This window comes from Nocardia sp. IFM 10818 (genome assembly GCF_054655275.1).
In genome coordinates this window covers 848,689-872,033 of record NZ_BAAHJH010000001.1, presented here as the reverse complement: position 1 = coordinate 872,033, position 23,345 = coordinate 848,689, and the positions used below count along the sequence as shown (strand labels likewise).

At 68.8% G+C, this 23,345-nt stretch carries 22 protein-coding genes; 10 read left to right on the top strand and 12 right to left on the bottom strand.

Annotated features, from left to right (window positions below):
• Positions 1 to 442: 442 nt before the first annotated feature.
• Together ACYQ5L_RS04180 and ACYQ5L_RS04175 are read left to right on the top strand one after the other, a co-directional pair.
• Positions 443 to 1,252 carry a phospholipase D-like domain-containing protein gene (locus ACYQ5L_RS04180; RefSeq protein WP_459955609.1) on the top strand — a complete coding sequence of 270 codons (810 nt, stop codon included), beginning with the start codon at positions 443 to 445 and terminating at the stop codon, positions 1,250 to 1,252.
• Positions 1,249 to 1,719, top strand: coding sequence for an NUDIX hydrolase (locus ACYQ5L_RS04175; RefSeq protein WP_459955607.1), 471 nt, complete (start codon positions 1,249 to 1,251; stop codon positions 1,717 to 1,719). Before ACYQ5L_RS04180 ends, ACYQ5L_RS04175 begins: the two co-directional genes overlap by 4 nt.
• On the opposite strand, the gene ACYQ5L_RS04170 is transcribed toward ACYQ5L_RS04175, so the two are convergent.
• Complete coding sequence (locus tag ACYQ5L_RS04170; protein ID WP_459955605.1) at positions 1,710 to 2,252, bottom strand: HD domain-containing protein; 543 nt, start codon at positions 2,250 to 2,252, stop codon at positions 1,710 to 1,712. The genes ACYQ5L_RS04175 and ACYQ5L_RS04170 overlap by 10 nt on opposite strands.
• A 50-nt stretch (positions 2,253 to 2,302) precedes the next feature.
• On the bottom strand, positions 2,303 to 2,932 hold the full coding sequence (locus tag ACYQ5L_RS04165; protein WP_459955604.1) for a TetR/AcrR family transcriptional regulator: 630 nt from the start codon (positions 2,930 to 2,932) through the stop codon (positions 2,303 to 2,305).
• An 87-nt stretch (positions 2,933 to 3,019) separates the two neighbouring features.
• Between ACYQ5L_RS04165 and ACYQ5L_RS04160 the strand changes: the two genes are divergently transcribed.
• The 4 genes from ACYQ5L_RS04160 (at position 3,020) to ACYQ5L_RS04145 (ending at position 5,870) form a co-directional block, all read left to right on the top strand.
• Entirely contained in the window at positions 3,020 to 4,054 is a 1,035-nt protein-coding gene (locus tag ACYQ5L_RS04160) for an SDR family oxidoreductase (protein WP_459955603.1), read from the top strand.
• 61 nt (positions 4,055 to 4,115) lie between these two features.
• Positions 4,116 to 4,400 carry a hypothetical protein gene (locus ACYQ5L_RS04155; protein WP_459955602.1) on the top strand — a complete coding sequence of 95 codons (285 nt, stop codon included), beginning with the start codon at positions 4,116 to 4,118 and terminating at the stop codon, positions 4,398 to 4,400.
• Positions 4,401 to 4,507: 107 nt separating this feature from the next.
• The gene (yczE, locus tag ACYQ5L_RS04150; protein WP_459955601.1) at positions 4,508 to 5,170 is read left to right on the top strand and encodes a membrane protein YczE; all 663 of its coding nucleotides are present in this window, start codon (positions 4,508 to 4,510) and stop codon (positions 5,168 to 5,170) included.
• Positions 5,171 to 5,225: 55 nt separating this feature from the next.
• Positions 5,226 to 5,870: a cysteine hydrolase family protein gene (locus ACYQ5L_RS04145; RefSeq protein WP_459955599.1), complete on the top strand. Its 645-nt coding sequence runs from the start codon at positions 5,226 to 5,228 to the stop codon at positions 5,868 to 5,870.
• A 9-nt stretch (positions 5,871 to 5,879) separates the two neighbouring features.
• On the opposite strand, the gene ACYQ5L_RS04140 is transcribed toward ACYQ5L_RS04145, so the two are convergent.
• The 4 genes from ACYQ5L_RS04140 to ACYQ5L_RS04125 form a co-directional block, all read right to left on the bottom strand.
• Positions 5,880 to 8,138 (bottom strand): ATP-dependent DNA ligase, encoded by a 2,259-nt coding sequence (locus tag ACYQ5L_RS04140; RefSeq protein WP_459955598.1) that lies wholly within the window; start codon positions 8,136 to 8,138, stop codon positions 5,880 to 5,882.
• 128 nt (positions 8,139 to 8,266) lie between these two features.
• Complete coding sequence (locus ACYQ5L_RS04135) at positions 8,267 to 8,575, bottom strand: antitoxin (protein WP_459955596.1); 309 nt, start codon at positions 8,573 to 8,575, stop codon at positions 8,267 to 8,269.
• A 29-nt stretch (positions 8,576 to 8,604) separates the two neighbouring features.
• The gene (locus tag ACYQ5L_RS04130; protein WP_459955595.1) at positions 8,605 to 9,729 is read right to left on the bottom strand and encodes an MBL fold metallo-hydrolase; all 1,125 of its coding nucleotides are present in this window, start codon (positions 9,727 to 9,729) and stop codon (positions 8,605 to 8,607) included.
• A 41-nt stretch (positions 9,730 to 9,770) separates the two neighbouring features.
• On the bottom strand, positions 9,771 to 10,496 hold the full coding sequence (locus tag ACYQ5L_RS04125; RefSeq protein ID WP_459955593.1) for an enoyl-CoA hydratase: 726 nt from the start codon (positions 10,494 to 10,496) through the stop codon (positions 9,771 to 9,773).
• A 69-nt stretch (positions 10,497 to 10,565) separates the two neighbouring features.
• On the opposite strand from ACYQ5L_RS04125, the gene ACYQ5L_RS04120 reads away from it, so the two are divergent.
• Positions 10,566 to 11,693: an FAD-dependent oxidoreductase gene (locus ACYQ5L_RS04120; protein WP_459955591.1), complete on the top strand. Its 1,128-nt coding sequence runs from the start codon at positions 10,566 to 10,568 to the stop codon at positions 11,691 to 11,693.
• A 4-nt stretch (positions 11,694 to 11,697) separates the two neighbouring features.
• On the opposite strand, the gene ACYQ5L_RS04115 is transcribed toward ACYQ5L_RS04120, so the two are convergent.
• The 6 genes from ACYQ5L_RS04115 to ACYQ5L_RS04090 form a co-directional block, all read right to left on the bottom strand.
• Positions 11,698 to 12,555, bottom strand: a complete 858-nt coding sequence (locus tag ACYQ5L_RS04115) for an aldo/keto reductase (protein ID WP_459955587.1) — start codon at positions 12,553 to 12,555, stop codon at positions 11,698 to 11,700.
• 139 nt (positions 12,556 to 12,694) lie between these two features.
• Complete coding sequence (locus ACYQ5L_RS04110; protein WP_459955584.1) at positions 12,695 to 14,251, bottom strand: carboxyl transferase domain-containing protein; 1,557 nt, start codon at positions 14,249 to 14,251, stop codon at positions 12,695 to 12,697.
• A 58-nt stretch (positions 14,252 to 14,309) separates the two neighbouring features.
• Entirely contained in the window at positions 14,310 to 14,912 is a 603-nt protein-coding gene (locus ACYQ5L_RS04105) for a GTP-binding protein (protein WP_459955582.1), read from the bottom strand.
• Complete coding sequence (locus ACYQ5L_RS04100) at positions 14,893 to 15,267, bottom strand: DUF742 domain-containing protein (protein WP_067531005.1); 375 nt, start codon at positions 15,265 to 15,267, stop codon at positions 14,893 to 14,895. Before ACYQ5L_RS04100 ends, ACYQ5L_RS04105 begins: the two co-directional genes overlap by 20 nt.
• A 7-nt stretch (positions 15,268 to 15,274) precedes the next feature.
• Entirely contained in the window at positions 15,275 to 15,688 is a 414-nt protein-coding gene (locus tag ACYQ5L_RS04095) for a roadblock/LC7 domain-containing protein (RefSeq protein WP_029930951.1), read from the bottom strand.
• A complete protein-coding gene (locus tag ACYQ5L_RS04090) occupies positions 15,685 to 19,482 on the bottom strand; it encodes an ATP-binding protein (RefSeq protein WP_459955578.1) in 3,798 nt (1,265 codons plus the stop codon). Before ACYQ5L_RS04090 ends, ACYQ5L_RS04095 begins: the two co-directional genes overlap by 4 nt.
• 340 nt (positions 19,483 to 19,822) lie before the next feature.
• On the opposite strand from ACYQ5L_RS04090, the gene ACYQ5L_RS04085 reads away from it, so the two are divergent.
• The 3 genes from ACYQ5L_RS04085 to ACYQ5L_RS04075 all read left to right on the top strand — a co-directional run bounded on the left by ACYQ5L_RS04085 (position 19,823) and on the right by ACYQ5L_RS04075 (position 23,340).
• A complete protein-coding gene (locus ACYQ5L_RS04085; RefSeq protein WP_459955576.1) occupies positions 19,823 to 21,916 on the top strand; it encodes an AMP-binding protein in 2,094 nt (697 codons plus the stop codon).
• Positions 21,917 to 22,055: 139 nt separating this feature from the next.
• On the top strand, positions 22,056 to 22,442 hold the full coding sequence (locus tag ACYQ5L_RS04080) for a hemophore-related protein (RefSeq protein ID WP_459955575.1): 387 nt from the start codon (positions 22,056 to 22,058) through the stop codon (positions 22,440 to 22,442).
• Between the two features lie 226 nt (positions 22,443 to 22,668).
• Entirely contained in the window at positions 22,669 to 23,340 is a 672-nt protein-coding gene (locus ACYQ5L_RS04075; RefSeq protein ID WP_459955573.1) for a response regulator transcription factor, read from the top strand.
• Positions 23,341 to 23,345 lie beyond the last annotated feature (5 nt).

Here is a 23,345-nt window from a genome sequence, read left to right as displayed (position 1 = left end):
CGGGCTCGACGGTGATGACCTCCACTCGCCGGACCAGCGCGTCGGGCGCCCGGCCGCCGTTGAAGTGGTCGGCCCCGGGCACGATCACGGCCGCCACATCGAGCCGGTTCACCAATGCCCGGAGCCGGGCCAGCGGCGGCCTTCCGCTGCGCCCGTCGTGCACGACCACACCGCAGAAGTCGTAGCCGCGCTGCTCGGCGACTCCTCGAATCCGCTCCTCATCCCACGGCTGGCCCATGCCGGAAACATCCGCCCGCAGATAGCCGAGCGCCGCGGGCCGAAACCGCATCGCCTTCCTTCCCATGGCCTCAGCTTGGCCCGAGCCGGGGTCTCGGCGCGTCGCCGCCGAGGTACCTTCTGCCCCGTCAATGTCTCCTCTATGTCTCGTTTCCGCAGGTAGGATCGCCGCCATGGACACGGCGGCTCGGCTCGGGGCGGCGATATGGCGACGGTACTGAAAGCGCTACTGCAACAACGACATCTGCAAACCGTCTCCTCGTTCAACCGGGAATACGATCGGCTCGCCGGACTGGTGGAGCCCGAGCTGATCGGCTGCGGCCCCAAGAAGGCGCAGTTCTACCGCTGGCTCTCCGGCGATCTCACCGGCCTGCCGTACCCGCATCATTGCCGCATCCTGCAGGCCATGTTCCCGGAATGGTCCATCGGCGACCTGTTCGAGCAGTTCTGCGGGCAGGAGCCGGGGCCGGGAACCGGGACGGCCGAGGTGATCACGGTCTATCCGCATCGCAGCTCGGTTCCGGCGGACCTGTGGAGCCGGTTGCTGAGCGCGTGCGTGCACCGGATCGACATCCTGGTGCTCGCGGGCCTGTTCCTCGCCGAGGATCCGGTCTTTGTGAAGCTGGTCAAAAGCAAAGCGCAGCAGGGTGTTTCGGTGCGAATATTGTTCGGTGACCCGCTGGCGGACGAGGTCGCGCGGCGCAGCGCGGAGGAGCGGCTGGCGGCCGGGGCGGTGCAGGCCCGGATCCGCAACGCGCTGGCGCTGGTGGAGTCGCTGAACGAGGTGGACGGCGTCGACCTGCGCTTCCACCGCACCACCCTCTACAACTCGGTTTTCAGATTCGACGATGAAATGATCGTGAACACCCACGTCTTCGGCCTGCCCGGCGCCTACGCGCCGGCGCTGCACCTCAGACGGCTGCCGGCGAGCGATATGTTCGAGACGTATTCGACCAGCTTCGAACATGTCTGGGCGGCCTCGGAGGCCGCGAACTTCTCCAGGATCAGGGCATGACCCGCATCGACTACTACCACGATCCGGCGGCGCCCAGAGCCAACACCATCCGGGTCGCGGTGAGCGCGGTGGTCCGTGATGCCCAGGGACGAATTCTGTTGATCCATCGCACCGACAACAGCAAGTACGCCATTCCCGGCGGCGGGCTGGAGATCGGCGAGACGCCCACCCAGGCGGTGGTGCGAGAAGTGAAGGAAGAGACCGGCATCGACGTCGTGGTGACGGGACTGGTGGGCGTCTTCTCCAATCCGGGGCACGTCATCGCCTACGACGACGGCGAAGTGCGCCAAGAGTTCTCGATCTGCTTCCGCGCCGACCCGACCGGCGGCGAGCTGCGCACGAGCGCGGAATCCACAGCGGTGGAATGGGTTGCGGCCGGAGACCTGGCGGCGCTCGACATCCACCCTTCCATCCGGCTGCGGATCGCGCGCGGGCTCGAATACCGGGCCGACCCGTTCTACACCTGATCCCGTCCGGCCAGCCGTCGCTCGGTTCGCCCCACCGCGGCAAGCAATTCCGGCGCGGCTTCCACCACCGAGCGGGTGACGACATGATCGGCCCCGTATCGCCGCCGGACTTCCTCGATGCGACTGGACCCGTCGGTGACCTCGCCCGTCGGCGTCGTGGTCAGATCGGCCCACCACAGCGCATCGCGCAGGGATGTGCGTTCATCGGGCCAATCGATCGTCAGTCCGCGATTGCGCGCCTCCACACTGGCGCACGAATGGTGGGCCACCAGCGCGCACAATCGTTCGGAAATACCCTGTGCCGCTAGATGAATCGTGCCGTCGATCGGATGGAATCCGGTTCGTACGAGATCGGGCGCATATCCGATGTCGTGCAACCAGGCCGCCGCTATCAGCAGGTCCGGGTCGTCGACGACGCCGGCCGCCAGGGCGGCCTGCCGCGCGACACCCTGGGTGTGTGCCCAGCGACGCGGTAGCGCACATAATCGAGCGCGCGCGGTCCGCGCGGCCCAGCTACGGAGATCGGTGGTCACAGCGACCAAGGGTAGTGCCGGATTTGCGAAGGTTTACTGGTTCGTATCGATCAATCGCCGGCTTTGGCGGAGTCCACGAACGCGGCGAACATGCCCGTGATGCGGCAGGTGAGTTCCTCGGGGGTGGTGCCCATCAGACCCGCGCGCTTGCTGAGCTGGCCGTCGACGGTCAGGGCGGCCAGGCCGTGGGCCAGGCTCCACCAGGCGACGGCGAGGGCGCCCGCTTCGTCCGCGGGGAGGTCGCCCGCCCGCACCGCCTCCTCGACGGTTTCGGAGAGGACCGCGAAGGCGGCTTCTCCGGCCACCATCGCGTCCGGATGCTTCTCGGGCTGTGAGAGTTCGGGGCGGAACATGAGGCGGAAGTAGGCGGGCTGTTCGACGGCGAAGCGGACATAACCGGCGGCGAGCTTCGACAGCGCGTCGCGGGGGCCGGAGGCCTGGGCCTTGGCGGCGGTGATTTCGTCGCGCAGGATTTCGAAGCCGCGAGTGGACAGGGCCGCGAGCAGGGCGGAGCGGTCGGCGAAGTGGTGGTAGGGGGCGCCGGGGCTGACGCCGGCCTCGCGCGCCACCCGGCGCAGGCTCACCGCGGCCAGACCCTCGGAGTCGATGAGCTGCAGGGATGCTCGCATCAGCTCTTCGCGGAGATCTCCGTGGTGGTAGCGGTCCTTGGTCGGCGACATGGGATGACTGTAGAGGGTTGACAGCTGCGGTCCTCGCAATCTAAACAGTACTTAGATTCTAAACACTGCTCAGATTGGAGTCGGATCATGTCCGATCTCGTTCTCGTCACCGGCGCCTCGGGTTATGTGGCCGGGCATATCGTCAAGGACCTGCAGGAGCACGGATACCGGGTGCGCGGCACGGTGCGGTCGCTCGCGCGCAGTGGCACGCTGCCGCATCTGCCGGGCCTCGAACTCGTCGAGGCCGATCTCACCTCCGATGCCGGATGGGCCGCCGCCGCCGCGGACTGCCGGTTCGTCGTGCACACGGCCTCGCCGTTCCCGTCCGGGGAGCCCAAGAACGAGGACGAGCTGGTCCGGCCCGCGGTCGACGGGACGCTGCGGGTGCTGCGCGCGGCCGCGGCGGCCGGGGTCGAGCGGGTGGTGCTGACCTCGTCCATCGCGGCGATCCGGGTCGGGCACGGCGGCGATCGGGTGCTCACCGAGGAGGACTGGTCGAATCCCGCGGCCTGCAATGCCTATGAGAAGAGCAAGACCCTCGCCGAGCGCGCCGCCTGGGATTTCGCGGCGGCGCATCCGGAACTCGAACTGGCGGTGATCAATCCGGGCATGATCCTTGGCCCCATTCAATACGCCGAGGTCCGCACCTCCGTCGACGCCCTGCGCATCCTGCTCGCCGCCGAGATGCCGGGCGCGCCCCGGCTCAACTTCGCCACTGTCGACGTCCGCGATCTGGCCGTCGCGCACCGGCTGGCCATGACCGATCCCCATGCCGCCGGCAACCGCTATATCTGTGCGGGCGGCGAACTCTCGCTCCCGGATATGGCGCGCGTCCTGGCCACCCGCTACCGCGTCCCCACCCGCACCCTGCCCGACTGGCTGGTCCGCCTGGTCGCCCGCTTCAACCCCTCCGCCGCCCTGGCCGCGCGCTACCTCGGCCGCCGCGAACTGCTCAGCGCCGCGAAAGCCGAGAACGAGCTCGGCTGGAGCATGCGGCCCGTCGAGCAGACCCTCCTCGATACCGCCGAGAGCCTCATCCGCTTCGGCGTCGTCGCCGATCCGGGCGCACCCCGCACGCACGCCTCCCGCAAGGCGCCCCGCCCCCAAACCGCCTCGGCCTGAACCCGATCCGCCACGCACCGTCCCTACGATCCGACATTCACCGACCGATTAGGACTCGGCCATGCTGATCGCCACGCTCATCGTCACGACACTCGGAGTCATACGCCGCCTGCGCCGGAAGAACGCCCCGGCCGACACCTCGACCGCCGCGACGCCGTCCACCGGAGCCCGGCGTGATCGCGTGGCCCGGCCGACCGCGGCCATCGCACAATTCGCCCGATCGACGGGAGCGCGGCTGCGCCGCGGGCTCGACGGCATCGACCGGCGGCGCGGACTGCCGGTGGCCGGTGCGGCGGTCACACTGCTCGGCATGACACTGGCGGTCAGCGGACTGACCACCTGCTGAGGTCCCGGGAGATCATCAACCCAGCCGCGAATCCCGGTCCAGCAAACAGACCAGTGATCGGCAACTGGATCTGTTTCCGGCATGCCAGTTGCCAGGATGATTGCGGAATGTTGCTTCGCCGGTTGATCGCTCTGTATGTCGGGTTGTGGTTGTACGGGTTCTCGATGGCGGTCATGATCCGCGCGGCCTTGGGACTGGATCCGTGGGACGTCTTCCATCAGGGCGTGGTCAACCACACCCCGCTCAGCTTCGGCACAGTCACCGCCATCGTGGGTGCGGCGGTATTGCTGGCCTGGATTCCTCTGCGGCAGCGGCCCGGACTCGGGACGGTCAGCAATGTGGTGGTGATCGGGGTGTCGGTCGATGCCGGGCTGTGGATGTTGCCGCAGGTCCACGGGCTGGGCTGGCAGATCGCGGCGATGGCGGCGGCGGTGGTGCTGAATGCGATCGCCACGGTGCTCTACATTGGCGCGGGCATGGGGCCGGGACCTCGCGATGGCCTGATGACTGGACTGGTCCGGCGGACCGGGAAACCGGTGTGGGTGGTGCGGACCAGTATCGAGGTGACCGTGCTGACCATCGGATTCCTGATGGGCGGCAGCCTCGGCGTGGGCACGCTGGTGTACGCCTTCGGCATCGGACCGCTCATTCACGTGCTGATTCCCGTGGTCGACCGCTTCCTGCCCGGATTCCAGCAGGTACACCGGCCCGCGCCGGAGCACGAGGACCGTGATCCGAAGGTCGGCGACACGGCCGTGGCCGCCGCCTGAGCGGGTACTGTGGGGCAGCGAAAGCTGTTGTGGGAGCTACCGATAGCGGGGTGCGATGCGACGCGGTAACGGACTGGAGATTCCGGAGACCCTCGAGGATGTGTGCGCGCCCGAGCGCATGGCGCTGATCGTGTACGACATGCAGGTCGGCGTGCTGGGCCAGCTGGCGGACGGGCCGCGGATCACCGAGCGGGTGGTGCGCGTGGTCGAGGCCGCCCGGCGCGGCGGGTATCCGATCATCTTCCTGCGCCACATGTTCCTGCCCAAGCGGCTCATGGGCGCCTTCGCGCTGCGGATGGCCATGAGCTGGCAGGGCGTGGACTCCGTCGAGCAGGTCGAGCCGATCCTGCAGCGCGACACCCCGGGCTTCCAGCTGGTGCCGGAATTGCAGCCGCAGCCCGGTGAGATCGTGTTCGACAAGACCTCCATGTCGGCCTTCGAGGGCACGCCGCTGGCGTCCACGCTGCGCGATCTGGGCATCGGCGCGTACGCCATCGTCGGCGTGGCCCTGGAGATCGGCATTCAGCCCACCGTCGCGCACTCCACCGATCTGGGCTTCATCCCGGTCGTGGTGCGCGATGCCGTGGGCGGCAAGGACGAGGCCGGATTGCAGCGCGCCTGGGACGAATTCGCCTTCCAGGGGCATGCCATGGTCACCGACAGCGACACTCTCACGCCGCTGCTGGAGAAGTCGAGCTAGCCGGAATCCTCAGTCCGAGGCGGGTATCCAGGCGGGATGCCACAGCCGCCCGCCCTCGGTCCAGTTCATGAAGCGCACCGTGCCGGTGAGCTTCGGGCTCACCCACACCGCGTCCTTGCGTTCATCGGCGGTGAGGTCGTTGCCGAACGGGCTGGTCTTGCGTTCCAGGCGGCGCAATTGCGCGGCCAGCTCGCTCATCTCCTGCTCGCTGAAACCGGTGCCGACCCGGCCCAGATAGTAGAGCTCGCCCTCGTGCGGGACGCCCACCAGCAGCGAGGCGAACTGCCGCAGTTCGGATTTGCGATAGCCGCCGACCACCACCGACAGGGTGCGCCAATTGCGGGTCTTGATCCAGGACTGGCCGCGCCGGCCGGGCAGATAGATGGAATCGCGGCGCTTGGCGACCACGCCCTCCATACCGTGCTCCTGGCTGTAGCGCAGGGCCTGGGCGCCGGAACCGTCCAGGCGCGGCGGCACGATGAGCGAAGACGCCCGGCCCGCCAGGGCTTCGAGCACCCGCCGCCGGTCGTCGTAGCGTTTGCGCACCAGCGAGGTGCCGTCCAGGTACAGCACATCGAAGGCCAGGAAAATAGCCCGGCCCGAATTCTCGCGCAGCAGGCCGAGATTCGCTGCGCCGTGATCGTCGAAGACCACCGCCTCGCCGTCCAGGACCGCGCGGTGCCCGGCCAATTCGTCGCCCAGCCGGGCCACGCCCGGGTATTTGCCGGTCACCACGAGGCCCTTGCGGCTGCGCAGCGTCACCCCGCCGTCCTCGATCTCGGCGATCAGCCGGAAGCCGTCCCATTTGGTTTCGAAGGCCCAGTGCTCGGCGTCGAGGGTCGAGACATCGCCGGGCGTGGCCAGCATGGGCGTGAGACCGCGCGGCATGGGCGAATCGCTCTTCGGTGCCGGAACACGCTGTGCGCCATTGCCTTCCGACTCCGGGGGCCGCTGGTCCTTCATCAGGTGCATGAGCCACTGATTGCCATTGGTCTGGATCAGCGCGTACCGGCCGTCCAGGCGCTCACCGTGCAGCCGCACGATGACCTCGTCCTCGCGCCACTTCTCGGTCTCATAGGTGCCGGTATCCCAGATGGTCATCTCCCCGGCGCCGTACTGCCCCTGGGGAATCGTGCCGTGGAATTCCAGATACTCCAGCGGATGGTCCTCGGTGTGCACGGCGAGCCGGTTCTCGTGGGTATCGGTGGGCGGGCCCTTGGGCACGGCCCACGACACCAGTACGCCATCGCGTTCCAGCCGTAGGTCGTAGTGCAGCCGCCGGGCCCGATGCTCTTGCACCACATAGCGATTGCCGGGGCTCGGCGCGGGCCTGCCGATCGGGACGGGCTCGGGAGTGGACTCCGCGTCGCGCATGGAACGGTATTTGTCCAGCCGGTCCGGAGCCGGGTCGTCGAGATCTTCGAGCAGATCCCCGTCCCGCCCCCACCGCCGCAGCACTTCCTCGAAATGCAAGTGCCGCAGCTTCTTCGGCTTCTCGATCTCCTCCCAGGCGCGGGGCGCGGCCACCCACGGCTCGGTGCGCCCGCGCAGCGAATACGGCGCGATGGTGGTCTTGGCCGGATTGTTCTGGCTCCAGTCCAGGAACACCTTCCGGTCCCGGGCCGACTTGGCCATATTCGCGGTCACCAATTCCGGCCGCAACTGCTGCAGATTGGTCGCCACCTGTTTTGCCACCGCCGACGCGCCGTTCGGCCCGAGCCGCCGGTCCAGCGGCACATAGATGTGAATTCCCTTGGAGCCGCTGGTCACCGGATACGCGTCGAGACCGACATCGCGCACCACATCGCGCAGGATGAGCGCCACCTCCGCGCACTGCGCCAGCCCGGCGCCCGGCCCGGGGTCCAGATCGAAGACCAGCCGCGTGATCGGCCCCATTTCGGCGCCGTCGAAACGCCACTGCGGCACATGCAGTTCCAGCGCCGCCTGCTGCCCCAGCCAGGCCATGCCGGCCACCGAATCGATGAGCGGATACACAACCGTCCGGTCGGAGTGTTCAACGCTGCGCCGCGCCAGCCATTTCGGCGCGTGCTCGGCCAGGTTCTTCTCGAAGAACGAGCCCTCCTCCACCCCGTTCGGCCAGCGTTTGCGCGTCACCGGACGCCCGGCGATATGCGGCAGCAACGCCGGCGCGATGGCGGTGAAATAGTCGATGACCTCGCCCTTGGTGGTCCCGGTGGCCGGATACAGCACCTTGTCGAGGTTGGTCAGCCCAACCTCGATTCCCCCGAAATTCCTCCGGGACCCCATAGAACCAGTCTAGTGCCGGGAACCGGCCACGGCCGGTACCTCGAAGGTTTCCGAAAAGCCAACGGGCCGTTCGGGTCACCGGCGGAGGCTATCCGCCGGACCCGAACGGCCCGGTACGGCCGGTGAAATCAGGCCGGAGGCTGCTGCTGCCCCTCTTCGGGCGCGGGCGCGGGTTCCGGAGCCGGCTCCGGGGCGGGCTCGGCCGCGGCTTCGGCGGGTGCGGGCTCGGCGGCCGGGGCGGCCTCGCCGCTCTCGGTCGGAATGGCGTTCTTGGCCGCCTCCTTGCCCTTCTCGATCTTGTCGGAGTACTTGTGCCCCGTCTTCTCGTCGATGAACGTTCCGGCCTTGTCGACCGCCTGCTCGATTTTCTCGGCGTTTTGGGCCGCCACATCCTTGCCCTTGCCGACCAAACCCTTGAGCGTGTCAATCAGACTCACAGTCCTACTCCTTCACTCCTGGTCCTCGGTCATTGGCGAACATCTTCCCACCACGTATCTCGCGGTGGCAGGCCAATCGGGTCGATCCGCTGTCCGGGCTTCGGCACGGCGATCCGCGTGTCCGCCTCGCCCGCCGCCGCGACCAATCGCCGGACGGGTTCCGACCAGCCGTGGAAGGCCAGGTTGAAAGTCGCCCAGTGGATCGGCACCAGCAGGCCGTGCCCCGGATCGCCGACACACAGGTCGGCGTGTGCGCGCACCGCTTCCTCGGGATTCATGTGCACGTCCGGCCAGTGCCGATCGTAGGCCCCAATGGGCAGCAGCGTCAGATCGAAAGGCCCGAGTCGTGCGCCGGCTTCGGCGAACGCCTTGGTGTAGCCGGTATCGCCGCCGAAATACACCCGGCGTGTCGGGCCGGCGATGGACCAGGACGCCCACAGCGTGGTGTTGCGCACCAGCCCGCGGCCGGAGAAGTGCCTGGCCTCCGAGCAGGTGATCACCAGATCGGTGCCGTCCGGCCGGGCGCGCTCCAGCTCGGACAGGGAAACCGAAGCGCCCCAATCCAATTCGACAATGCGGTCGACCGGGACGTGCCAGTGCCGCAAATGCGCGCCGATGCCGATCGGCACGATGAAGACCGCGTCCTGGATGCGCACCAGCGCGTCCACGGTCTCGCGGTCCAGATGGTCGTAGTGGTCGTGCGAGATGAGGATGGCGTCCACCGGCGGCAGCGACTCCAGGGCGGTCGGCACCGGATGCAGGCGGGCCGGGCCCACCAGCGGTGACGGCGAGACGCGCTCACTCCACACCGGATCGGTGAGCACGCGATAGCCGTCCACCTCGACCAGGCAGCTGGCGTGGCCGTACCAGGTGACCGCCAGATCGGCGGCCTGCTCCGGATGCGCCGGGGTCTCCAGCGGGATGCGGCCCGGCGGCCGGCCCACAGTGCTCTTGGTCACCAGCTGGTACAGCAGTTCCAGGCCGGAACCCGGCGTGATCTGGGCGCTGGGCTCGGTGTTGTGGAACTGGCCCTTGCGATAGGTGGTCGCGCCCATGGCGGTCGGCGCGATGGCCGAGATGGACGCACCCATGGCGGACGGTATCCCCCACGCCGCCCGCACAACCCAGCCGATTCCGAACGCTCCCGCAGCCATACCCACCAGTCTCCGCGAATTCGCGGCGATGCGCTTCCCGTTCATCGGCCGGTGAACCTCGCGGCCCGCTTCTCCTGCCTGGCCATTCGCGCCTCCTGTGCATCCGCGCTGCTCCAGGCCGCCGCCAGCGCCGCGCTCTGTTCGGGGGTGTCCTCGCCGCGGGTGCCGTCGTCGTTGAACACCAGCTTCATGTGCCGCAGCGACAGCGGCGCCAGCTCGGCGATCTGCTTGGCCCACGCCTGGGCATCGGCGAGGGTGCCGATCCGGTTGGCGAAACCGAAGGTGTAGGCGTCCTGCGCCGACACCCGCTCCGCACCCAGCAGAATCGTGCGCGCCGGACCGGGCCCGATCAGCGACGACAACCGCCGCACCGTCCAACGATCAACGGAGATACCGAGTTTCGCGGCCGGAATGCCGATGAAGGCATCCGGGCTCAGCACCCGCAGATCCGAGGCCAGCGCCAGCTGCACCCCCGCACCCAGCGCCCCGCCGTTGATGGCGGAGATCACCGGCACCGGCACCGATTCGATGGTCCGCAACATTCCCAGCAGACCGCCCAGGAAGCTGTCCGAGTACACCCCGTCCAGATCCGCGCCCGCGCTGAACAGCGGTCCCTGACCGGTCAGCACGATCACCCGCGCCGACCCCGCCGCCTCCGTGATGGCGATCCGCAACAGCCCGACCAGCTCTTCGTTGAGCGCGTTCCGGCGCTGAGGCCGCTGTAGTTCGATGGTGACGACCTCACCATCGCGGCTTACTCCGAGCATCTGTCCTTCCCCACTGTGCGCTGCGTACCCAAGGTCATCTTCACTCTAAGCGGGTATAACGTCGGGTTCGTGACCGCAACACCCGATGTCGACATCCTCGTGATCGGCGCAGGCCAGGCCGGCCTCTCCGTCGGCTATCATCTGCGCCGCCTCGGCCTGGCCCCCGAACGGGATTTCCTCATCGTCGATCACTCCCCCGCACCCGGCGGGGCGTGGCAGTTCCGGTGGCCGTCACTGACATTGAGCACGGTCAACCGCGTGCACGATCTACCCGGCATGTCCTTCGCGGAAACCCTGCCGCCCGGATCGGAGAACGCGCAGGCCGCGACCGCCGTGCCGCACTACTTCGCGCTGTACGAGAAGGAATTCGACCTGCGCGTGCACCGCCCCGAATCGGTCACCGTCGTCTGCGACCGCTCCACCCCCGCGACCTGCCCGAACGAGGCCGTCGACGGCCTGCTGCACGCGGAACTGAAACCCGGGAGCACAACCGATGGCCCGCTGCGCGTGCGCGGCCTGGTCAATGCCACCGGCACCTGGGACAAACCCTTCATTCCCTATTACCGGGGTGCGGAGACCTTCGCCGGCCGCCAGCTGCACGCCCACGACTACCGCACCGCAACCGAATTCGAAGGCAAGCACGTGGTCGTGGTCGGCGGCGGCATCACCGCCATCCAGCTCCTCGACGAGATCTCGCAGGTCACCACCACGACCTGGGTGACCCGGCGCGAACCCGTCTTCCGCACAGGCGAATTCGCCCCCGAGAACGGCCGCGCGGCCGTCGCCATCGTCGAGGACCGCGTCCGCCGCGGCCTCCCGCCGGGTTCGGTGGTGTCGGTGACCGGCCTGCTCGAGGACGATCGCGTCCGCGCCGCCCGCACCCGCGGCGTGCTCGATCGCCACCCCATGTTCGATCACATCGAACCCGAGGGAATCCGCTGGCCGGACAATACTTTCCAGCGCGCCGACGTGATCCTGTGGTGCACCGGCTTCCGCAGCGCCCTGGACCACCTGGCGCCGCTGCGACTACGCGGTCCGGGCGGCGGCATCACCATGACCGGCCGCCTGGCCACCCAGGTGGCCGCCGACCCCCGCATCCACCTCATCGGCTACGGCCCGTCGGCCAGCACCATCGGCGCCAACCGCGCCGGTCGCGCCGCCGCGGTGGAGCTCACCGGTTTTCTGGGATTGGCCTGACCCCTCAGGCGGGTGCGCCGGCCATGAAGGTGTCCGGGTCCGGGCCGACGCGAGTGCCGTTGTCCAGGCCGTGGATTCGAGCCATCTGATCATTGGTGAGCTCGAAGTCGAAGACCTCGAAGTTCTCGGCGATGCGTGAGGGGGTGACCGACTTGGGGATGGCGACATTGCCCAGTTGCATATGCCAGCGCAGGATCACCTGGGCGGGGGTGCGGCCGGTCTCGGTGGCGATGGCAGTGATGACCGGGTCCTCGAGTTCCGCGCCCTGACCCAGGGGGCTCCAGGCCTCGGTGGCGATGCCGTGCTCGGCGTGGAAGGCGCGTAGCTCGGGCTGGGACAGATACGGGTGCAGTTCGATCTGGTTCACCACCGGGGTCTCACCGGTCTCGGCGATGACGCGCTCCAGATGGGGGCGCTGGAAGTTGGAGACGCCGATGGAGGTGATCCGGCCCTGGGACTTGAGCGCCTGCAGGGCGCGGAAGGTGTCCACGTAGAGATTGGCCTGGGCGATCGGCCAGTGAATGAGGTACAGGTCGAGACGGTCCAGGCCGAGCAGCTTCATGCTCTCGTCGAAGGCGCGCAGCGTGGCGTCGTAGCCCTGGTGATCGTTCCAGACCTTGGTGGTGACGAAGATCTCATCGCGCGGCAGCCCGGATTCGGCGATGGCGCGGCCCACTTCGGCCTCGTTGCGATAGACCGCGGCGGTGTCGATGCTGCGGTAGCCGACCTGCAGCGCCGTGGCCACGGTGTTCACCGCCACGTCGGCGGCAACCTGGAACACGCCGAACCCGAGCTTGGGCATCACCTGCCCGTCGTTCAGCACGATGGACGGGATGGGGCTCGTTTCACTCCTGTAGGTCACCGTTTCGACCGTAGAAGCCGTTTGCCCCGCGGTCAACGACCATGCCGGCTCGTCCTCTACCTGTCTTGGTCGCGGACTCTGAAGGCTGCATGTGAATGCTGGTTATCTCTCGGCAACTGGTTGCGATATGGATGGCCGCTCAGCCACCCGGAAGTCCGAGGCGGCGATAGCGCCGGTGGCGGGCTGCGCGGAGTTCCCCGGCGGGCGCGGCGGACAGGCTCGCGAGCTCACGGGCAATGGCGGCGACCATGCGCAGGGAGAAATCCACCGGCTCGTCGGCGGCGTCGGGATACTCCGGGACGATGCGGTCGACGATGCCGTCCTCCTGCAGGTCGACCGAGCGAATGCGTTGTGCCGCCGCCAAACTCGGGGCGTGCATGGTGTCGCGGTAGACGATGGCGCTGGCGCCCTCGGGCGGGAGCGGGGCCAGCCAGCCGTTCGCGGCGGCGAGCACCCGGTCGGCCGGGAGCAGGGCCAGCGCGCCGCCGCCGCTGCCCTGGCCCAGCAGAACGGACACCGTCGGGGTGTCCAGGGTGACGAGATCCGCCAGGCAGCGCGCGATTTCGGGAGCCAGGCCGCGCTCCTCCGCCTCTCGCGACAGGGATGCGCCCATGGTGTCGATCACCAGGACCAGGGGGACGCGCAGTTCGGCGGCCAGGTGCATGCTGCGGCGGGCTTCGCGCAGCGCGGCCGGGCCCATGGTCTGGTCGGCGGACTGGCCGGCACGGTCGTGGCCGAAGACGATGCAGGGCTGCCCGCGCAGGCGGGCCAGCGCGTGCACCACGGTGCGGTCGGCTTCGCCTTGGCCGGTGCCGGACAAGGGAACCCGGTCGGTGGCGTGGCGGAGCAGTTCGCGAATGCCGGGGCGATCGGCGCGGCGGGAGATGAGGACCGACTGCCAGGCGGGCAGATCGTCGCTCTCGCGCAGGGCGGGTCCGTAGAGTTCGTGGCCTGATTCGAAGATTCCGACACCCCGGTCGAATTCTCTTGGGTCCCTTTCCTTTTCCTTGTCGGGCAGAGGTTGCGGGGAATCACAGAGCACGGTGAGGGCGCGGTGGGCGATGCGGCGGAAGACCGGCACGGGGACCACGCCGTCGATAACGCCGTTGCGGTAGAGGTTTTCGGCGGTTTGGACGCCTTCGGGGAAGTCGCGGCCGTAGAGGGCCCGGTAGACGCGCGGGCCGAGGAAACCGATCAGAGCGCCGGGTTCGGCGAATGTCATGTGCCCCAGCGAACCCCAGGACGCGAAGACGCCGCCCATGGTGGGATTGCGCAGATAGACGAGATAGGGATTGCCCGCGGACTTGTGCGCGGCAATGGCCCCGGCGACCTTCACCATCTGCACGAAGGCGACTGTGCCCTCTTGCATTCGGGTGCCGCCGGAGGTGGGCGAGGCAATCAGGGGCAGGCCGAGTTCGGTGGCGCGCTCCACGGCCGAGACGATGCGCTCGGCGGCCGCGACGCCGATAGAGCCTGCGAGAAAAGCGAATTCGCACGCGATGACGGCGACCCGCCGCCCGCGTAAGAGGCCTTGACCGGTGAGCACCGACTCATCGGTGCCCGCCGACAGTGCGGCCGCTGCCAGATCCTGCGCGTACGACGGGGACGCGTCGAGGGATACCGGCGGTCGATCCCAGCTCTGGAAGGAACCGGGATCGAGCAATTGGCCGAGTAGTTCCCGCGCCGAGATCTTCACGGCGCGAGCTTAACCGGCCGCGACGTTGCCGCGGGCAACGCCGGGCCGGGCAACCGTCCTAGTAGCCCTGCACGACCTTGCGCAGCGCGTACTCGGTGACCGCGACCAGCGCCTGCTTCACCGGTTCCCGGCGACGAGCGTCGATCGACATGATCGGCACATCCGCCGGAATGGCCAGGGCCTGCCGGATGTCCTCCACCGGGTAGCGCGGCGCATCGTCGAACTCGTTGATGGCCACCAGGAAGGGTAGGTTCCGCGCCTCGAAGTAGTCGACGGCGGCGAAACTGTCCTCCAGCCGGCGGGTGTCGACCAGCACCACCGCGCCGATGGCGCCGCGGATGAGGTCGTCCCACATGAACCAGAAGCGGTACTGACCCGGAGTACCGAACAGGTACAGCACCAGATCATCGGCCAGGCTGATACGGCCGAAGTCCATGGCCACCGTGGTGGTGGCCTTCGACGGAACACCGGTCAGGGAGTCCACGCCGACACTGGCATTGGTCACCAAAGCCTCGGTGCGCAGCGGAACGATCTCCGAGACGGCACCTACCAGGGTCGTCTTGCCCACACCGAAACCACCGGCCACAACGATCTTGGCCGACGTGGGCTTGCTGGTGCGCGTATCGACCTGTGTCGTCGAATCAAATACGCCGGAGTCCACTGAGAACCCTTTCGATCAGCTCGCGACGTTCATCGTCGCTGGAATCGTCTTTCAATGTCGCCGAAACCCGAACATGGCCGGCTTCGATCAAGTCGGCGACCAGCACCCGAGCCACCCCGATGGGGATACCCAGGCGCGCGGCGACCTCGGCGACAGACGGCGATTCTCTGCACAACTCCACGATTGACGTCTCGATGTTGGTGAGTTCGAACTGCCGCTCGAGGGCGACCGGATGCGATGCGACGAGCGCTTCCAACGCCAATTCCACCTTCGGCCGCGTACGGCCGGCGGTCAGGGAATAAGGGCGTACGAGACTGGGCTCGGCGCTCCCAACGCGTTCGTTGTCTATGTCCATCCCGCCATCAGGAACCCATCGTGACGCGAGGTGTGGCCTGAACGGTCTGGCCCACTCGCTCGACCAACAATGCCATTTCGTATCCCACCTGGCCGATGTCGCAGGACGTATTGGTCAGGACTGCGAGGTAGGACCCGTCGCCGACAGCCATGAGCAGCAGGTAGCCGTGTTCCATCTCGACCACCGACTGCAGCACGGTGCCGCCTTCGAACAGATTCGACACACCCACCGAGAGGCTCGCGAGCCCCGCGGTCACCGCGGACAGCTGTTCGGCGCGGTCCACGGGCAGCTGCGCGCTCGCGGCCATCAGCAGGCCGTCGGCCGACACGAGAACCGCGTGCGCAACGCCGGGAACCTCATTGGCGAAGTTCGAAACCAGCCAATCCAGCTGTCGCTTCGTACCACCTAGATCGGGGTTCATCGGTCTCCTTTATCTCCGGTTAGGTTCATAGCTTTCATTGCGCGGCCATCCCGGACGCCCTGCTGGTGACGACTCAGACTTGACCTGATGGATTCTGGGTCCCGAGAGGGCGCCTTGTCAGCGTTTCCGTTCACACCGCCCGGCACCAGGCGGTTACCCGGATCACGCTGCGGCAGACCCGCCGCGGTGCGCCGCTCCGGCGTGGACTCGATGGCACGCCGCGCAGCCTGCCAGCCCTCATCGCCAGGTGATTCGAAGGAGGCGGCCACCTGGGACCGGTCCGCATTCGGATCCGACAGCCACGCCGACATCATCTCCGCGAAAATCGGCGTGCCCATGGACGACTCGGACTCCCCGGCCGGCTGCAGCCGGGTCTGGAAGAACGAGGCCGCCTTCTGCGGATTCGAGCGGAAGCTGTGCCGGCCGCGATCCTTCGGATCACCCGAGGGCTCGCTCGGCGGCAGTCCGACGCCCGGCAGCGGAGCCGGACGCGGCGGCAGCCCGGCGCCCGGATCCCGGCGCGGCAGCCCACCGGCGGCCGGATCCCGCTGCGGCAGACCGCCTTCGCGCTGCGGCAGACCACCATCGCGCTGCGGCAGACCCTCGCGCTGCGGAGCCGCGCCACGCTGCGTCAGGCCATTGGCGGCCTCCCGCTGGGGCAGACCGTCGCGCGAGGGCAGACCATTGCCACGCTGCGGCAAGCCGCCCGCGGCCGAATCGGCTCCGCCGCGCTGCGGCAGAGCACCCGGCTGGGGCGCGCCATTGCTGCCCGGCGCACGACGAGGCAATCCGCCGCCGGCCGAATCCCGCTGCGGGATACCGGTCGCACCGGCCTCCCGCTGCGGCAGGCCGTCACGCGACGGCAGACCGCCCTCACGCTGCGGCGGCAAGCCATTGCCACCGCGCTGTGGCAGCCCGCCCGCGGCCGGATCCCGCTGCGGCAGACCACCCGACGCGGCGGCATCGCGCTGCGGCGGCACCGGACCACGCTGGGTCGGACCCGAATCCCGCTGCGGGATACCGGTCGCACCGGCCTCCCGCTGCGGCAGACCGTGCTTGCCGGATTCGCTCACACCGCGCTGCGGCAGACCCGCGGCGCCATTCGGCCCGGCCTCCGCGCCACCGCGCTGCGGTGCGCCGTTCTTGCCCGGCTCACGCTGCGGCAGACCACCGTCGGCGCCACCGCGCTGCGGCAGGCCACCGGAGGCGGACCGCTGCGGCTGACCGAGACCCGGCTCCCGCGGCGGCGCGCCATTGGCGCCCGGCTGGCGCGTCGGCAGCCCGCCCGAGGCGGCCGCATCCCGCTGCGGCGGCACCGGACCACGCTGGGTCGGACCCGAATCCCGCGGCGGGAGGCCCTCACCCGGCGCACCGGGAGCACCCGGCCGCGGCGGCAGGCCGCCGCCCCCGCCCTGGCGCTTGAGCATATTGGCGGCCAGTCCGCCGCGCGGCTGCGCCGGGCCCTCGCCCGGTGCGCGCTGCGGCAGGTTCGCGCCCGGCTGGGCGCCCGGCCCGGCCGGTCCGTGCTGGCCCGGTTCCCGCTGGGGTAGCCCGCCCGGCCGGGAGACGCCGGGGGTGGCCACGGTGTGCTTCACGGTCGGCCCATTGGTGCCCGGCTGCCGCACCGGCAGCCCGACGCTCGGCGCCGCGGCGCCCGGCTGGCGCTGCGGCAGGCCGGTGGCGGCACTGGCCGCGGCCGGCGCGGGCGTGGCCGGGGCCGCCGGCGCGGAACCGGCCGGAATCGGCCCGCTCCCACCGGGATCCACGGTGACCATGACATTGCCGGTCGCGGTGCGGGTGACCGCCCGCATCTGCATGGAGGAGCCCCCGCCGCCCTGCGCGCCCTGCGGGGCCGGGCCCTGCGGCGCCGGCTGCTGGGCGTTCGGCTGCGGCGGCACCGAGATCGGCCCGCCGGTGCCGACAATGAGCGGCTTGGGCACGTGCACCGTCACGGTGACGCCGGGATCGCGGGCGGTATCGAAGGTCGGCCGCAGCCGCACGGTCAGGCCGTGCCGTTCCGCGAGCCGGCCGACCACGAACAGACCCATGTGGCGGGCGGTGTCCGGGCCCACCTCGGCGGTGGTCTCCAGACGGCGGTTGATCTCGGCCATCTCCGCGGGCGGCATACCGATACCGCGGTCGGCGACCTCGATGAGCAGACCCTGGTCGTGCGCCTGCGCGAAGGTGAACTTCACATCCGTTTCCGGCGGCGAGGCGCGCAGCGCGTTGTCCAGCAGCTCGGCGAACAGGTGCGCGAGGTCGGAGGCGGCCGGTTCGGTGAGGGAGCCGCGCGGGGTGGCGCCCAGCTTCACGCGTTCGTAGTCCTCCACCTCGGAGATGGCGGCGCGCAGCACGTCGGCGATCTCGACGGGGGCGGACTTGGACCGGCGCTGCTTGGTGCCGGCCAGAATCAGCAGGTTGTCGCCGTTCCGCCGCATACGGGCGGCGAGATGGTCGAGGCGGAAGAGGTTTTCGAGCAGGCGCGGGTCCTTCTCGTCGTACTCCATCGCCTCGATGAGCGAGAGCTGGTGGTCGACGAGCGACTTGGAGCGCCGCGCCAGGGTCTCGAACATGTCGTTGACCTGGGTACGCATGGCGGCCTGGTCGGCGGCCAGGCGCAGCGCCTGGCCGTGGATGTCGTCGACGGCGCGGGCCAGCTGGCCGATCTCCTCCTCGGTGTGCACCGGCATCGGTTCCAGCGGCACGTCTTCGGGATCGGCGCCGTCACGCAGCGCGGAAACCTCTTGACCGAGGTCGTATTCGGCGACGCGCAGCGCGGCCAGGCGCAGCCGGCGCAGCGGCACGATCATGGCGCGCGCAATGAGCACGGCCAGGGCCAGCGCGCCGAGAATGGTGGCGACCACGATGACCGCGTAGCGGATGGCGTCGGAGCGCGAGGTGCTCGCGAGGCTGTTCACCCGGTCCACGATGTCGCGGGTGGAGTCGTTCACGATGCCCTGATAGCGATTGATGCTCTGCTCGAGCGAATCCTTCAGCTCGGAGATCGGCAGCGAACCGGAGGCGGCCTGCGGCCCGGAGGTCAGCTGCAATCGGGTGTCGACCAGCTGATTCAGTTCGGCGATGGTCTTGTCGGCATCGTCGAAGCGATGCGCGAGCACGCTGAGCATGTGGCGTTCGGTGGCCGCGCCGACCTGGAAGTCGCGCAGACCGTCCTTGGTATTGCCGCGTAGCGCCTCGGCCACGCCCGCGATCTCGCTGACCATGACGGCACGGGTGTTCAGCGAGTCGACCAGGCGCAGTTTGTACTGGTCCACGTTCTTGTCGGCGACCGTGGACACGATGGATTCCACGGTGCGGACGCTGTTACCGCGAATGCGCTCGATGGCGGCGGTGGCGTCGGCGACGGTCTTGGTCGGCGCCAGGCCGCTGGCCCGGATCGCCTTGGCGCCGATGATCATCTCGTCGATGGCGGAGCGAGCGCTCGGGATATCGCTCAGCTTCGGGGCGGCCTTCTCCGCGAAGGCGATGGCCGTGTCGAGGGCGGCCAACTCGGGCTCGGAGGTCATCGACTGGGTCGGTGACAACATGATCGACTGACCCGAGGCCACCTGTGAGGCGGTCGCGGACAGACCGGTGATCGCCGGGATCACCCCGACGTGCTCGACTGCCGTCTTGTACCGGCTCGACTCGGCGAATTCCGCCGAGATCCTCGACGCACCGAGCGCGACCGCGACCAACAGCGGGACGGCCAGAACTGCCGTCACCTTCCATCGCAGGTCCCAGTTGCTCAGCGCCCAGCGCCGTGTGCTGCCGGACCTAGCGGCGTCACGCATCTCCCACTCACTTTCCAAACTGGCCCAAGCCACGCGCCATCCGCGAGCCTCCACGATCGCACGCTGGGCTCGACAGACAGAGCTGGCCGAGAACTGCGGCTGGCCGAGAAATTGCGTCCATGACGGCCGAAATATGTGACATGCGATTCTAACGGATCAATAACTTCTTGTGTGACTTCTTGGCAACCACCGGGCTCTGACCTGCCGATTCCAGGCATTATCAAAGGTCGCGGCGTCCGCCCGGACGTCGCGTGAAGTCTGCCACAATCAGGCTGATCTATCGAGGCGGGCATCCATGCCCATCACAAGCGTGCTGGTGCGGAGCTAGGGAGTCACGGGGTTGAACGCGAAGCAGGAGTACCGACCGGCGTATCAGCTGAGCCTGGTCGATCCTTCGGAGTTCTGGCGTGACGCGGCCGATTGCATCAGCTGGGACGTGCCTCCCACCCAAATTCTGGATACCGCGGCACGGCCGACGGCCCGGTGGTTTCCCGACGCTCGCCTCAACACCTCCTACAACGCCCTCGATCGGCATGTGCGCGAGATCACAGCCCCGGACGGCTCATCCAGCGGTCAGGAGGGGGGTCGCGCCAATCAGCCCGCCCTAATATACGACTCCGCTATGACCGGCACCAGGCGTGCGTACACATATGCCGAGCTGCTGGACGAAGTCGCCCGATTTGCCGGATCCATGGCGCGTCTGGGCGTCCGGACCGGCGATCGCGTCGTCATTTATATGCCGATGATCCCCGAAGCGGTCATCGCCATGCTCGCCTGCGCGCGCATCGGCGCGGTGCATTCGGTGGTGTTCGGCGGCTTCGCGGCGCACGAATTGGCGGCCCGCATCGACGACGCCCATCCTGTGCTGATTATCACTGCGTCAGGGGGGCTTGAACCCGGCCGCCGCATCGAATATCCGCCGATCGTGTTGCAGGCCCTCGATATTGCCGAGACCACGTCCCCGCGCACCGTGCTCGTCAAACAGCGCGAGGGCTTTCCGGCGCTGCGCTTCCCGGCCGAGCAGGCCGCCACCGAATCCCTGCCCGCCTCCTCGGAGACGGTGGCCGCGCGCTGGCTGGACTGGGACGACGCCACCCGCGATGCCGAACCGGCCGAACCGGTCTCGCTGGCGGCCACCGATCCGCTGTACATCCTCTACACCTCCGGCACCACCGGGAAGCCCAAGGGCGTGGTGCGCGACAACGGCGGGCACGCGGTGGCGCTGGCCTGGTCCATGCGCAATATCTATGACGTCCAGGGCGGGCAGGTCATGCTGACGACCTCCGATATCGGCTGGGTCGTCGGGCATTCCTACATCGTCTACGCGCCGCTGCTGGTGGGCGCGACCACCGTTCTCTACGAGGGCAAGCCGATCGGCACCCCCGACGCGGGCACCTTCTGGCGGTTGATCGACGACTACAAGGTGCACGTGATGTTCACCGCACCAACGGCATTGCGCGCCATCCGCCGCGCCGATCCGGAGGCCGCGGCCGCCAAGCGCCACGATCTGTCCACCCTGCGCGCCCTGTTCTGCGCGGGCGAGCGGCTCGATCCGGCCACCTACGAATGGTCGGTCGACACCCTGCTCGCCGATCACCCCGAGTGCCCGGTGGTGGATCACTGGTGGCAGACCGAGACCGGCTGGCCGATCTGCGCCAATCCGCTCGGGCTGCAGCAGCTTCCGATCAAGACCGGTTCCGCCTCGGTGCCGGTGCCCGGCTACCGGCTGCGCGTCCTGGATTCCGAAGGCAATGCGGTGCCGCCGAACACCGAGGGCAATATCGTCATCGGACTGCCGCTGCCGCCCGGCACGCTCACCACGCTGTGGCGCGACGACGAGCGCTTCGAGCGCTCCTATCTCTCCGCCTATCCCGGGCACTACCTCACCGGCGACTCCGGCTACTTCGACGAGGACGGCTATCTGTTCGTCCTCGGCCGCAGCGACGATGTGATCAATATGGCCGGTCACCGGCTCTCGGCCGGCGGGATCGAGGCCGCCATCGCCGGGCACCCGGCGGTCGCCGAGACCGCGGTCATCGGCATCCCCGACGAGCTGAAGGGCCAGCGCCCCATCGGATACGTCGTGCTCAAGGCCGGTATCGACATCGACGCCGCACAATTGCGCGACGAGGTCATCGCGCGGGTGCGCGAGCGGGTGGGCGCCATCGCCACCCTCTACGACGTGGTGCCGGTCTCGGCCCTGCCCAAGACGCGCTCGGGAAAGATCCTGCGCCGCACCATGCGGCAGATCGCGGCCGGGGACGCCTTCGAGGTGCCGCCCACCATCGAGGACGCGGGCATGCTGCCGACGCTGGAGAAGCAGATCCGCGATGCCGTCACAGTGATGGAGGACCGGGAACGTATTGCCGCGGCCGATGCCGCCGCGGCCGCCACCATGCCGCTGCGGCGGATCGACCCGGCGGGCAGTGTTTAATTTGCCTCCGCTTCGCTCCGGTTGTTCGGGTACGTGCCCTCAAAGTTTTCTCAGAGATCGTTCATCGGTCTCCCACCGCAATGCCCTACCGTCGGGCGGGCGCGGATCCCCGCGCATGCCAATCGGAAAGGTCGATGCAATGAGTTTCGTCCGTAATCGCCGGGTCGGCGCGGTCCTCGGGGCCGGCGCTCTCGCCACCATCGCCATCGCACTGGTCCCGGCCACCGCATCGGCGGCCCCGGCGGATCTGGTCGCGCCGCTGCTCAATTCGACCTGCAGCTTCGCCCAGGTGGATGCCGCACTGCACGACAAGGCCCCGGCGCTGGCCCAGTTCCTCGACCAGAACCCGGCGCAGAAGGCCGAACTGCAGGCCAAGTTCGATCAGCCCATCGCGCAGCGCCAGGCCGAGTTCGAGGCCTATGTGGCGGCCAACCCGGACGCCGCCGCCCAGGCCGAGGCCGACCCGCGCGCGGGCGGAATCGCCGCGGCGATCCAGCAGGTCGCCGACACATGCCACAACTACTGACATCGATCGCGCGATACTAGGTAGAGGCTCGCCCCGCGGATAACCCGGGGCAAGCCTGTTGTGTGACGACATGCGGGTTCGCGGCCCGTCTCGATTCTGCGGCGACGGAGCGAGGGAGCGCAGCGACTGAGCGGAGGAGTGAAAAATCGAGACTATCAGGGCCGCGAACCCCGCCCGGAGCGAAGCGGAGGGCGAGATAAACACAGCGCTACCTACGGTCCTCGTCGTGGACGACGACGAGGATGTCCTGGCTTCGGTCGAGCGCGGGCTCCGGCTCTCGGGCTTCCGGGTGGTCATCGCCCGGGACGGGGCTGCGGCCCTGCGCGCCGTCACCGAGCAGTCCCCCGATGCGGTCGTGCTCGATATGAACATGCCCGTCCTGGACGGCGCGGGCGTGGTCACCGCGCTGCGGGCCATGGGCAATGAGGTGCCGATCTGCGTGCTGTCGGCGCGCAGCTCGGTCGACGACCGCATTGCCGGGCTGGAATCCGGCGCCGACGACTATCTGGTGAAGCCGTTCGTGCTCGCCGAACTGGTGGCGCGCATCAAGGCGCTGCTGCGGCGGCGCTCGGACGTCCCGGCCTCGACCATTCCCGGCGGCATTTCGGTCGGACCGCTGGAAGTGGACGTGGCGGGTTATCGCGCACTGTTGCACGGACGCGAAATCGAGCTCACCAAAAGGGAATTCGAGTTGCTGTCCACCTTGGCGCGCAGCGCCGGCGTGGTGCTGAGCCGGGAGCGGCTGCTGGAATTGGTGTGGGGCTACGATTTCGCCGCCGACACCAATGTGGTGGACGTCTTCGTCGGCTATCTGCGCCGCAAACTCGAGGCCGACGGCACGCCCCGACTGCTGCACACCATCCGCGGCGTGGGCTTCGTGCTCCGGGCCCCGAAATGACGTGG